We start from the raw sequence: 12,574 nt of genomic DNA, 5'->3' as shown, positions 1-12,574 counted from the left end.
TTTACTCTTGAATCACGTCGGCGCCTTCAGGCACGACGAACTTGAATTTGCTCGCCGGGATCGGCTCATTGGCCTTGACCCCGCTGAACAGGATATTGGTGCGCTGGCCGACGCTGTCGATCAGTTGCATATCGTTCACCAGCCCCTTGCGGAAGGACAGGCGCAGCGAGTCGAACAGGGTGTCCTTGGTTTTGGGCTTGAGCGTGAAATCGATCACGTCACCCTGTTGCTTGGAGGTGATATCGAAGCTCTGGCTGATTTTCGAGATATCACCCGACAACAGCAAGGCCGGCGTTTCGGTCAGACGCTCGTCGAGCTTCTTGATGGTCGCCTGCTCCAGGTCCGGGTCCCACAGGGTCACCTTCTTGCCGTCCGACACCACCACCTGCTCGGCAGGCGCATCGGTGTGCCAGTAGAACAGGCCAGGGCGTTGTACCGCCATCTGACCGGTGGTTTCCTGCAACTGGGTGCCGCTGCCATCGAGGGTCAGTTGCGAGAAACCGGCAGAAATGGTCTTGGACGTCTCCAGCAATTGGGTCAGGCTTTTGACGTCCGCCTCTGCGGCGAAAACCGAAGCGCTGGACAGGGCCATGGCGGAAACCAACAGCATGCGAATCAGGCGCATGGAAATCCTCGTTGCAGTAGGGGTGGGCCGGCGGCCGTCAATGGCCGCCGGCAGATAAGGAATCATCAGTCGCGCATCGGTCCGGGCGCAATCACTTCACGCGAACCGTTGGTGTTCATGGCAGTGACCACACCGGCCATTTCCATCGCCTCGATCATGCGGGCGGCGCGGTTGTAGCCAATCTTGAGCTTGCGCTGTACCGCGGAAATGGAGGCACGACGGCTTTCGAGCACGAACTGCACGGCCTCGTCGTACAGCGCGTCGGTTTCGGCGTCATCGTCACCGCCACCACCACCGCCCCCATCGAAGCCGCTGCCGGCCTCTTCGACACCGCTGAGGATGTCGTCGTTGTAGTCCGGGGCGCCGCGCAGCTTCCAGGCCTCGACCACGCGGTGAACCTCTTCGTCGGACACGAAGGCGCCGTGCACGCGAATCGGCAGGCTGGTGCCCGGCGGCATGTACAGCATGTCACCATGGCCCAGCAGTTGTTCGGCGCCGCCCTGGTCGATGATGGTGCGCGAGTCGATCTTGCTCGATACCTGGAACGCCATGCGGGTCGGGATGTTGGCCTTGATCAGGCCGGTGATCACGTCCACCGACGGACGCTGGGTGGCCAGGATCAGGTGGATACCGGCAGCCCGCGCCTTCTGCGCGATACGGGCGATCAGTTCTTCGACCTTCTTGCCGACGATCATCATCATGTCGGCGAATTCGTCCACCACCACCACGATGGTCGGCAGGGTCTTGAGCAGCGGCGGCACGTCATCCATGCTTTCGCGCTTGAACATCGGGTCGTAGATCGGCTCGCCCGCTTCTTCGGCGTCCTTGATCTTGCGGTTGAAGCCGGCCAGGTTGCGCACGCCCATGGCCGCCATCAGCTTGTAGCGGCGCTCCATCTCGGCCACGCTCCAGCGCAGGGCATTGGCGGCGTCCTTCATGTCGGTGACCACCGGGCACAGCAGGTGCGGGATTCCTTCGTAGATCGACAGCTCGAGCATCTTCGGGTCGATCATGATCAATTTGGCGTCTTCGGGGCCGGACTTGAACAGGATCGACAGGATCATCGCGTTCACTCCCACCGATTTACCGGAACCTGTGGTACCGGCCACCAGCAGGTGCGGCATCTTGGCCAGGTCGGTGATCACCGGCTTGCCGCCGATATCGTGCCCCAGGGCCATGGTCACAGGCGACTTGGCCTCGTCATACTGCGGCGACGACAGCACCTCGGAGAAGCGCACGATCTGGCGGTCTTCGTTGGGGATCTCGATACCCACCGTGGTCTTGCCCGGGATCACTTCGACCACGCGCACGCTGGTTACCGCCAGCGAGCGCGCCAGGTCCTTGGCCAGGTTGGCGATGCGGCTGACCTTGACCCCGGCGGCCGGCTGGATTTCGTAGCGGGTGATCACAGGGCCGGGGTGGATCGAGTCCACCGACACTTCAACCCCGAACTCCTTGAGCTTGATTTCCAGCAGATGGCCCACGCCCGCCAGGGACTCTGGCGAATAGTTGACCTTCTTCTTCTCGGCCGGGTCGAGAATCGAAATCGGTGGCAGCGTGCCTTCGATGGCGCTGTCCACGAACAACGGCGCCTGCTTTTCCTTCTGCACGCGCTTGCTCGGCTCTGGCGCCTTGGCCGGCGCCGGCATGATCACCGGTGGCACATGCTGCTCGCGCTCGGCCACATGCTTGCTCAGTGCGGTATCGCGCTCGATGATGCGTTCCTTGGCCTTGAGCTGCTCGCGGCGGTCGGGCACCGCAGGCGCCACCACGTCGTGCACCTGCTCGTCGACTTCACGCAGTTGGGCAACCAGGCGCTTGCGCTCGTTGCGCCCGGCCCACCAGCGGTTGGCCGCACCCTGGAACAGTTCGAACAGGTCGAGGGTGATCTTGCCGGTGATGTCCATCACCTTGAACCACGACAAGTCGGTGAACACCGTCAGGCCGAACAGGAACAGCGCGATGAACATCAGGGTGCTGCCCTGCACGTTCAGCGCGTTCTTGGCCAGGTCACCCAGGCTTTCGCCCAGCGCGCCGCCCGCCGAGGCCGGCAGGCTCGGGGCCGAATGGAAATGGATATGCGCCAGCGCGGCGCCCGACAGCACCAGGAACACCAGGCCGATCAAACGCCAGGAGAACAGCCAGCCGCTCCACTGCCAGGGCTGATGACGTTCGCGGAAGATCTGCCAGGTCTTGATCGCCAGCAGCAACGGGAAGATATAGGCGAAATAGCCCAGCACCATGAACAACACGTCGGCAAAGAACGCCCCGGCGCGACCGGCGGCGTTCTGCACCTGCTCGACATTGCTGGTATGGCTGAAGCCCGGGTCGGCCTGGTCGTAGGTGAGCAGGGCCATCCACAGGTACAGGCACAGCGCGCCCATGGCGATCAGCGCACCTTCCTTGAGCCGGTAGTGCAGCTGCTGGCGCCAGATCGGCTCGGGGTTGGGTGTTGCGGTGGATTTCTTCAAAACGCGTCTATTCCTGCGCTCAATGCGCGTCCAACAGGGGTCGACCGGGCGACCGGGTCAACAAACCACTACTTTTAACATTACTGCCCGCCTGCCGCCATGACGGCACGCCGGAACGAGGCGTAAACGGGGGCCAATTTCCTATACGGCAATTTGAGCACGCATTCTCTTTTGTGACAAAGGCTTATGCGGGGTTTTTGCGTAGTTGGGACAGCATAGTGCAGGTTAAGTTGCGCCGCCCGCCAACGCCGGCGGGGCAACGGCAGGCGCCGGCCTTGCCGACGAAGCCTTTTGCGGCGATCCTTCCCCTCCCCTCCTCCACCGCACGGCGACCCACCTCCATGCTGACCTGGCTGAGCCGCAACAACCTGGACTTCCCGCCCCTGGAAAAGGCCCTGCACGAACCCAACGGCCTGCTCGCCGCCGGCGGCGACCTGAGTGCCGAGCGCCTGGTGCAGGCCTATCGCCATGGCTGCTTCCCCTGGTACCAGGACGGCCAGCCGATCCTGTGGTGGTCGCCCGACCCGCGCACCGTGTTGTTCCCGGACGAGCTGCACGTGTCGCGCTCGCTGCGCAAGGTCATTCGCCAGGGCCGCTATCAGGTCAGCTTCGACCAGGACTTTGCCAGCGTGATCAGTGCCTGTGCGGCGCCTCGCGACTATGCCGACGGCACCTGGATCACCGCCCCCATGCAAGCTGCCTACCTCACGCTGCACCAGCAGGGCTTCGCCCACTCGGTGGAAGTGCGCGAAAACGGCGAGCTGGTGGGCGGGCTCTACGGCCTGGCCATGGGCCGCCTGTTCTTTGGCGAATCGATGTTCAGCCGCGCCGACAACGCCTCCAAGGTGGGCTTCGTGCACCTGGTGGAACACCTCAAGGCGGCCGGCTTCGTGCTCATCGACTGCCAGATGCCCACCAACCACCTGCACAGCCTCGGCGCCCGCGCCATCGCCCGCAGCGCCTTTGCCGAGTACCTGCGCAACTACCTCGACCAGCCGGCCAACGTCAGCTGGGCCTGACGTCCTGGCGTTTGCTAGGCGAGTTTTCACAGCTGGCTTACACTTAATCCAAACGCACCTCCCGAGGGGTTGATCATGACAGAGCTGGCGCGGTTGAAGTTTTATGCCACTCAACCCCATGCCTGCAGCTACCTGCCAGACGAGCAAGCCACCACGCTGTTTCTCGACCCGAGCCAGCCAATGGACGCCAACGTCTACGCAGACCTGTCGGAAATGGGCTTTCGTCGCAGCGGCGACCACCTGTACCGCCCGCATTGCCAGAACTGCAATGCGTGCGTACCTGCGCGCATTCCGGCGGCTCGCTTTACGCCCAATCGCCAACAGAAGCGCATCATCAAGCGCAACGCCGACCTGGTGGTGACCCCCGCACGCCCTCGGTTCAACGAAGAATACTTCGAGCTGTACCGCCGCTACATCGAGCAGCGCCATGCCGACGGCGACATGTACCCGCCCAGCCGCGACCAGTTCTCCACCTTCCTGGTCCGCGACCTGCCGTTTTCACGCTTCTACGAGTTTCGCCTGGACGGCAAGCTGCTGGCGGTGGCGGTCACCGACCTGCTGCCCAACGGCGTATCGGCGGTGTACACCTTCTACGAACCCCAGGAAGAACGGCGCAGCCTGGGACGTTTCGCAATCCTCTGGCAGATCAGCGAAACCCTGCGCCTGGGGCTTGAAGCGGTCTATCTCGGGTACTGGATCAAGAACTGCAAAAAGATGAATTACAAGACCCAGTACCGCCCCATCGAGCTGCTGATCAATCAACGATGGGTCACGCTTAACTGAAACCCTTGGCTTGAACCCCATTTTTCGGGCACAATGCACGCCACTTTTTAGCCTGGCGCAGTTGCACCGGGCCGGCAACTGGACACCGAGGGCTTTACTGCATGTCGAAAGAAGACAGCTTCGAAATGGAAGGCACTGTCGTCGACACCCTGCCCAACACCATGTTCCGCGTGGAGTTGGAAAATGGGCACGTCGTTACCGCGCATATCTCCGGCAAGATGCGCAAGAACTACATCCGTATTCTCACCGGCGACAAGGTCCGCGTCGAACTGACGCCTTATGACCTGAGCAAAGGGCGCATCACCTACCGCGCCCGCTAAACGCTACACACAAGAACGCCCGGCCAGTGCCGGGCGTTTTTGCGTGCCTGCCTGAAAAGCCTGGCCGGCAAGGCCGACTCCTACCAGGGCTGCATCACCCCGCAGGAGCCGGCCGTGCCGGCGAACGCGATCAGGCCATCTCGGCCGTGGTCTCGAAGTCGAACACCAGCTCGCCATCGCGCAGGTCGATGTGCACCACGCCGCCATGCTCGGCCAGCTCGCCAAACAGGATCTCTTCGGCCAGCGGCCGCTTGATCTTGTCCTGGATAAGCCGCGCCATGGGCCGCGCACCCATCTGCGCATCGTAGCCACCGGCTGCCAGGTAGCTGCGAGCAGCATCCGACACCTCCAGCAGTACGCGCTTGTCTTCCAGCTGGGCCTGCAGTTCGGTGAGGAACTTGTCGACCACGCTCTTGATCACTTCGTGGCTCAGGCGACCAAACTGGATGATGGTGTCCAGGCGGTTGCGGAACTCCGGCGTGAAGCTCTTCTTGATCACTTCCATCGCGTCGGACGAGTGGTCCTGATGGGTAAACCCGATCGAGGCCCGTGCCGCAGTCTCGGCGCCGGCGTTGGTGGTCATGATCACGATGACGTTGCGAAAGTCCGCCTTGCGCCCGTTGTTGTCGGTCAGGGTACCGTGGTCCATCACCTGCAGCAGCAGGTTGAAGACTTCCGGGTGAGCCTTCTCGATTTCATCGAGCAGCAGCACGCAATGTGGCTGCTTGGTGATGGCTTCGGTCAACAGGCCGCCCTGGTCGAAACCGACATAGCCCGGAGGCGCACCGATCAGGCGCGACACGGTGTGACGCTCCATGTACTCGGACATGTCGAAACGCACCAGCTCGACCCCCAGCGCCTTGGCCAGCTGACGCGCCGCCTCGGTCTTGCCGACCCCGGTAGGGCCTGCAAACAGGAACGAGCCCACCGGCTTGTCCGGCGCCTTCAGGCCGGCACGCGACAGCTTGATGGCGGTGGCCAGCGAATCGATCGCGGCATCCTGGCCAAACACGGTCAGCTTCAGGTCGCGCTCCAGGTTGCGCAGCAGCTCCTTGTCGGAACTGGTGACGTGCTTTGGCGGAATGCGCGCAATCTTGGCGACGATGTCTTCCACCTGCTGCACATCGATGCGCTTGACGCGCTTCTCTACCGGCTGCAGGCGCTGGTACGCCCCCGCCTCGTCGATCACGTCGATGGCCTTGTCCGGCATATGCCGGTCATTGATGTAGCGCGCTGCAAGCTCCGCTGCGGCACGCAGCGACTCATCGCTGTACTCGATGCTGTGATGGGACTCGAAACGCCCCTTGAGGCCACGCAGGATGCCGATGGTGTCTTCCACCGACGGCTCGCTGACATCCACCTTCTGGAAGCGCCGCGCCAGGGCCCGGTCCTTCTCGAAGATGCCGCGGAACTCCTGGAACGTAGTCGAGCCGATGCAACGGATATCACCCGAAGACAGCAGCGGCTTGAGCAGGTTGGACGCATCCATCACCCCGCCCGATGCCGCACCGGCGCCGATGATGGTGTGGATTTCGTCGATGAACAGGATCGCCTGCGGACGCTTGCGCAGTTCGCCGAGCAGCGCCTTGAAGCGCTTCTCGAAGTCGCCACGGTACTTGGTACCGGCCAGCAAGGCGCCCAGGTCCAGCGAATAGACCACGCTCTGGGCCAGCAGGTCAGGCACCTGACCGTCGACGATACGCTTGGCCAGGCCTTCGGCGATGGCGGTCTTGCCCACCCCGGCCTCGCCCACCAGCAGCGGGTTGTTCTTGCGCCGACGCGCAAGGATCTGCGCCACGCGCTCGACCTCGGTCTCGCGCCCCACCAGCGGGTCGATACGCCCCTGGCGTGCCAGTTCGTTGAGGTTGCTGGCATAGGCATCCAGCGGATTGCTCGAGGACGAGGCTTCGCCGCCGTCTTCGTCCTGCATGTCCTGCTCGCCGTCCTGGTGTTCGCCATGGCCCGGCACCTTGGAGATACCGTGAGCGATGTAGTTGACCACGTCGATTCGCGCGACACTTTGCTGTTTGAGCAGGAACACCGCCTGGCTTTCCTGCTCGCTGAAGATCGCCACCAGCACATTGGCGCCGGTGACTTCACGTTTACCCGAGCTCTGTACATGGAACACGGCACGCTGAAGCACCCGCTGGAAGCCCAGGGTTGGCTGGGTCTCGCGGTCTTCATCATGCACGGGGATCAGTGGCGTGGTGGAGTCGATGAACTCCTGCAGGTCGTGCTTGAGCTTGTCGAGGTTGGCTCCACAGGCACGCAAAACGGTTGCGGCGGCCTCATTATCCAAAAGCGCCAGCAGAAGGTGTTCGACGGTCATGAACTCATGACGCTTCGAACGGGCCTCCTTGAAGGCCAGATTGAGGGTGACTTCGAGCTCGCGGTTTAACATAGCTTCACCTCATACCCAAGTGGTCGGCGATTAACCGTCCTTCTCGATTTCACAGAGTAGCGGATGCTGGCTTTCCCGGGCGTATTGGTTGACCTGCATGGCCTTGGTCTCGGCGATGTCGCGGGTAAACAATCCGCACACTGCCCGCCCTTCTGTATGGACGGCCAGCATGACCTTGGTCGCCAGCTCGCGATTCAGGTTAAAAAACACCTCGAGCACTTCGACGACGAAATCCATCGGTGTGTAGTCATCGTTGAACAAAACCACCTTGTACATCGGTGGTGCCTGCAGCGCGGGCTTGGCTTCCTGTACCGCCAGACCAGAGCCATCGTCCTCATCCTGCTGCGGGCGATCCTGATTGAATGTTAGTCGAATCTGGCTATGTGCATGCATGGAAAGAAATTCATCATTTCGACAGGTTAAGGTTGAATGTGGACCGCCTGGCCACACGCCGGAACGGCCGTCGCCTGACCTTGACTATCGGCAAATCGGTGTTACAACCAATAAGAGCCCACCGTGGTCGATAAAGATCCGCGCAGTCAACCAGAATTTTCGCAGGTTCATAGGCGGATGGAGTGGATGATACTCCAGTGATGGAGTCCTTTGCAGAGGGATATGAGGATGGCAACCGGCAAAGTCAAGTGGTTCAACAATGCCAAGGGATTCGGATTCATCAACGAGGATGGCAAGGATGAGGACCTGTTTGCCCACTTCTCTGCCATTAACATGGAAGGTTACAAGACCCTGAAGGCCGGACAAGTCGTCACATTCGATATCATTCAGGCACCCAAGGGGTTTCATGCGCAGAACATAAGACCCGTCGTCACCAGCGCCCAGAGCGAGCCCGCCAGCAGCGCGACCACGATCGACGCCTGAACACCCCAGGAACACCAGGGCCGGCCTGCCCTCACGGACAGGCCGGCCTTTTGCTGCCCGCTTACATGTGCTTGATCAGCGCCTCACCGAAGCCCGAGCTCGACACCAGCGTCGCGCCTTCCATCAGGCGTTCGAAGTCGTAGGTCACGGTCTTGGCCTTGATAGCCCCGTTGGTGCCCTTGATGATCAGGTCCGCCGCCTCGGTCCAGCCCAGGTGACGCAGCATCATCTCGGCCGACAGGATCACCGAACCAGGGTTGACCTGATCCTTGCCGGCGTACTTGGGCGCCGTGCCGTGGGTGGCCTCGAACATGGCCACGGTGTCCGACAGGTTGGCACCCGGCGCGATGCCGATACCGCCCACCTCCGCCGCCAGGGCGTCGGACAGGTAGTCACCGTTCAGGTTGAGGGTGGCGATCACGTCGTACTCGGCCGGACGCAGCAGGATCTGCTGGAGCATGGCGTCGGCAATGGCGTCCTTGACGATCACTTCACGCCCGGTCTTGGGGTTCTTGAATTTCATCCACGGGCCGCCATCGAGCAGCTCGGCGCCGAATTCGTTCTTGGCCACCTCGTAGCCCCAGTCCTTGAAGGCCCCCTCGGTGAACTTCATGATGTTGCCCTTGTGCACGATGGTCAGCGACTCGCGGTCGTTATCCACCACATACTGCAGGGCCTTGCGCACCAGGCGCTGGGTGCCTTCCTTGGAAACCGGCTTGATGCCGATGCCGCAATCCTGGTCGAAGCGGATCTTGGTGACACCCATTTCCTCCTTGAGGAACTTGATGACCTTGTTCGCCTCGGGCGAGCCGGCCTTCCACTCGATGCCGGCATAGATGTCCTCGGAGTTCTCGCGAAAGATCACCATGTCGACGTCGCCAGGTTTTTTCACCGGGCTGGGCACACCCTCGAACCACACCACCGGACGCAGGCACACGTACAGGTCCAGTTGCTGGCGCAGGGCGACGTTCAGCGAACGGATGCCGCCGCCGACCGGGGTGGTCAGCGGGCCCTTGATCGATACCACGTAGTCTTTCACCGCATCCAGGGTTTCCTGGGGCAGCCAGGTGTCCTGGTCGTAGACCTGGGTGGCCTTCTCGCCGGCGTACACCTCCATCCAGGAGATCTTGCGCTTGCCGCCATAAGCCTTTTCGACTGCAGCATCGACCACCTTGATCATCACCGGGCTGACATCGACGCCAATACCGTCACCTTCAATGAAGGGGATGATCGGATTGTCGGGAACATTGAGAGAATGGTCTGCGTTGACGGTGATTTTGTCACCGACTGCCGGAACCTTGATTTTCTGGTATCCCATGCTGCACTCCGCTTTTTTCTGGTTGATAGGACTTCATGCAATCCCCAGAGCCTAACCCAGTTGAACGCAGACGCAAACCTCGCCGAAAAAACCGTCATACCAGCGTAAAACGCTCTACGTCTTTGGTCTAAAAGTGGCCATCCGACATGTTGACCTTGATGATTACGACCAAGGGTTTGATATACTCCGCCGGTGACCAAAGGGTCACTGGGGGCGACCGGTCCGAATAGAGACGTCCGGCCCCGACAAGACTGGGCTGTTACCGCAGTTCAGCCGTTTGACACTCGACTGATGCAACCCACCATCACAGCCCGGAATCCTCGACTTTCTGCTCATGGATCCGCTTGAGCGAAGCGCCTATCCTGCGCACCCCTCGAGATTCCGCGCACGCTCAGCAAAACAGAGAGTTAACCCGAATATGCCCACCCGATCCAAGATCATCTACACCTTCACCGACGAAGCCCCCGCCCTCGCCACCTACTCACTGCTGCCCATCGTCGAAGCGTTCACCGCCACTGCCGACATCGCCGTCGAAACCCGTGACATCTCGCTCGCTGGCCGTATCCTCTCTGCCTTCCCTGAACAGCTCGGCGCCGACAAGCAAGTGGCCGACCACCTGGCAGAACTGGGCCAACTGGCAACCACACCTGAAGCCAACATCATCAAGCTGCCGAACATCAGCGCCTCGGTACCGCAGCTGAAGGCCGCGATCAAGGAACTGCAAGCCAAGGGCTTCAACATCCCGGACTACCCGGACACCGTCAGCACCGACGCGGAAAAAGAAGCCCGCGCCCGCTACGACCGCATCAAGGGCAGCGCCGTGAACCCGGTACTGCGCGAAGGCAACTCCGACCGCCGCGCACCGCTGTCGGTCAAGAATTACGCCCGCAAGCACCCGCACAAGATGGGCGCCTGGGCAGCCGACTCCAAGTCGCACGTCGCGCACATGGACAACGGCGACTTCTACGGCAGCGAAAAAGCCGCGCTGATCGAAGCCGATGACAGCCTGCGCATCGAACTGCTGGCCAAGGACGGTTCGACCACCGTCCTGAAAGAGAAAACCGCGGTCAAGGCCGGCGAAATCGTCGACTGCGCCGTGCTCAGCACCAAGGCCCTGCGCAGCTTCATCGCTGCTCAGATCGAAGAAGCCAAGGCCCAGGGCGTACTGCTGTCGGTTCACCTGAAAGCCACCATGATGAAGGTCTCCGACCCGATCATGTTCGGCCAGATCGTCGCCGAGTACTACAAGGACGCGCTGACCAAGCACGCCGCCGTACTGGAGCAGGTCGGCTTCAACCTGAACAACGGCATCGGCGACCTGTACGCCCGCATCAAGGACCTGCCAGCCGAGCAGCAGGCCCAGATCGAAGCCGACGTGCAGGCCGTGTATGCCGTGCGCCCGGCGCTGGCCATGGTCAACTCCGACAAGGGCATCACCAACCTGCACGTGCCGAGCGACGTCATCGTCGACGCCTCGATGCCGGCGATGATCCGCGACTCGGGCAAGATGTGGAACACCGAAGGCCAGCTGCAAGACACCAAGGCAGTGATCCCGGATCGCTGCTACGCCACCATCTACCAGGCGGTGATCGAAGACTGCAAGCAACACGGCGCCTTCGACCCTACCACCATGGGCAGCGTGCCGAACGTCGGCCTGATGGCACAGAAGGCCGAAGAGTACGGCTCCCACGACAAGACCTTCCAGGCCAAGGCTGATGGCGTGATCCGCGTCGTCGACGGCAAGGGCAACCTGCTGCTGTCTCAGGACGTCGAAGCCGGCGACATCTTCCGCATGTGCCAGACCAAGGACGCGCCGATCCAGGACTGGGTCAAGCTGGCCGTCAACCGTGCCCGCGCAAGCGCCACCCCGGCGATCTTCTGGCTCGACCCGCAACGCGCCCACGACGGCGTGCTGATCGAGAAGGTCCAGAAGTACCTGAAAGACCACGACACCACCGGCCTGGACATCCGTGTCCTGTCGCCTGTCGAGGCCATGAAGGTTTCGCTGCAGCGCATCCGCGCCGGCGAAGACACCATCTCGGTCACCGGCAACGTGCTGCGTGACTACCTGACCGACCTGTTCCCGATCATGGAGCTGGGCACCAGCGCCAAGATGCTGTCGATCGTGCCGCTGATGAACAACGGCGGCCTGTTCGAAACCGGCGCCGGCGGTTCGGCACCCAAGCACGTGCAACAGCTGGTGGAAGAAAACTTCCTGCGCTGGGATTCGCTGGGCGAGTTCCTGGCCCTGGCAGCTTCGCTCGAGCACCTGAGCACCGCCTACGCCAACCCCAAGGCCAAGGTACTGGCTGCGACCCTGGACCAGGCCACCGGCCAGTTCCTGGACAACAACAAGTCCCCTGCGCGCAAGGTTGGCAGCATCGACAACCGTGGCAGCCACTTCTACCTGACCCTGTACTGGGCCCAGGCACTGGCTGCACAGACCGATGACGCGGCGCTGCAAGCACGCTTCGCACCGCTGGCCAAGGCACTGACCGAGAACGAAGCGACTATCGTCGCCGAGCTCAACGCAGTCCAGGGCAAGCCGGTTGAAATCGGTGGTTACTACTACCCCGATGCCGAGCTGACCGCCAAGGCAATGCGCCCGAGCCAGACCTTCAACAACGCGGTTGCCGCGCTGTAAGGTTGGCTTGAGCTGACACACAGACCCCGGCCACGCACCGGGGTTTGTGCTTTCTGGACATCGGCGGCGCCCTCTTCGCCGGCAAGGCCGGCTCCTACAAAGGGCTGTAGGAGCCGG

Annotated in this window: 10 protein-coding genes; 5 read left to right on the top strand and 5 right to left on the bottom strand. The window is 62.0% G+C overall.

Going from position 1 to position 12,574, the window contains the following annotated elements; all coding sequences use genetic code 11:
• Window position 1 precedes the first annotated feature (1 nt).
• Window positions 2-625, bottom strand: coding sequence for an outer membrane lipoprotein chaperone LolA (lolA, locus tag NJH59_RS17195; protein ID WP_043860848.1), 624 nt, complete (start codon window positions 623-625; stop codon window positions 2-4).
• A 65-nt stretch (window positions 626-690) separates the two neighbouring features.
• A complete protein-coding gene (gene ftsK, locus NJH59_RS17190; protein ID WP_263010535.1) occupies window positions 691-3,096 on the bottom strand; it encodes a DNA translocase FtsK in 2,406 nt (801 codons plus the stop codon).
• 341 nt (window positions 3,097-3,437) lie between these two features.
• Here ftsK and aat point away from each other — a divergent pair, with 341 nt between their 5' ends.
• From aat to infA, 3 genes are all read left to right on the top strand, one after another.
• Window positions 3,438-4,115, top strand: a complete 678-nt coding sequence (aat, locus tag NJH59_RS17185) for a leucyl/phenylalanyl-tRNA--protein transferase (RefSeq protein WP_043860850.1) — start codon at window positions 3,438-3,440, stop codon at window positions 4,113-4,115.
• Window positions 4,116-4,190: 75 nt separating this feature from the next.
• Window positions 4,191-4,898 (top strand): arginyltransferase, encoded by a 708-nt coding sequence (locus NJH59_RS17180; RefSeq protein WP_043860851.1) that lies wholly within the window; start codon window positions 4,191-4,193, stop codon window positions 4,896-4,898.
• 101 nt (window positions 4,899-4,999) lie between these two features.
• The gene (gene infA / locus NJH59_RS17175) at window positions 5,000-5,218 is read left to right on the top strand and encodes a translation initiation factor IF-1 (protein ID WP_002553999.1); all 219 of its coding nucleotides are present in this window, start codon (window positions 5,000-5,002) and stop codon (window positions 5,216-5,218) included.
• Window positions 5,219-5,348: 130 nt separating this feature from the next.
• On the opposite strand, the gene clpA is transcribed toward infA, so the two are convergent.
• Together clpA and clpS are read right to left on the bottom strand one after the other, a co-directional pair.
• Window positions 5,349-7,619, bottom strand: a complete 2,271-nt coding sequence (gene clpA, locus NJH59_RS17170) for an ATP-dependent Clp protease ATP-binding subunit ClpA (protein ID WP_043860852.1) — start codon at window positions 7,617-7,619, stop codon at window positions 5,349-5,351.
• Between the two features lie 30 nt (window positions 7,620-7,649).
• Window positions 7,650-8,012, bottom strand: a complete 363-nt coding sequence (gene clpS / locus NJH59_RS17165; protein ID WP_043860853.1) for an ATP-dependent Clp protease adapter ClpS — start codon at window positions 8,010-8,012, stop codon at window positions 7,650-7,652.
• 228 nt (window positions 8,013-8,240) lie between these two features.
• Between clpS and cspD the strand changes: the two genes are divergently transcribed.
• Window positions 8,241-8,495: a cold shock domain-containing protein CspD gene (gene cspD, locus NJH59_RS17160; protein WP_152644099.1), complete on the top strand. Its 255-nt coding sequence runs from the start codon at window positions 8,241-8,243 to the stop codon at window positions 8,493-8,495.
• A gap of 61 nt (window positions 8,496-8,556) precedes the next feature.
• Here the strand turns inward: cspD and icd are convergent, their stop codons facing one another.
• A complete protein-coding gene (icd, locus tag NJH59_RS17155; protein WP_043860855.1) occupies window positions 8,557-9,813 on the bottom strand; it encodes an NADP-dependent isocitrate dehydrogenase in 1,257 nt (418 codons plus the stop codon).
• A 418-nt stretch (window positions 9,814-10,231) separates the two neighbouring features.
• Here icd and NJH59_RS17150 point away from each other — a divergent pair, with 418 nt between their 5' ends.
• Window positions 10,232-12,457, top strand: a complete 2,226-nt coding sequence (locus NJH59_RS17150) for an NADP-dependent isocitrate dehydrogenase (RefSeq protein WP_054915101.1) — start codon at window positions 10,232-10,234, stop codon at window positions 12,455-12,457.
• The last annotated feature ends 117 nt before the right edge of the window (window positions 12,458-12,574 follow it).

The sequence above is a fragment of the Pseudomonas sp. VE 267-6A genome (genome assembly GCF_024126555.1).
GTDB classification, from domain to species: Bacteria; Pseudomonadota; Gammaproteobacteria; order Pseudomonadales; family Pseudomonadaceae; genus Aquipseudomonas; species Aquipseudomonas palmensis.
This window is presented reverse-complemented; position numbering and strand designations above follow the sequence as displayed.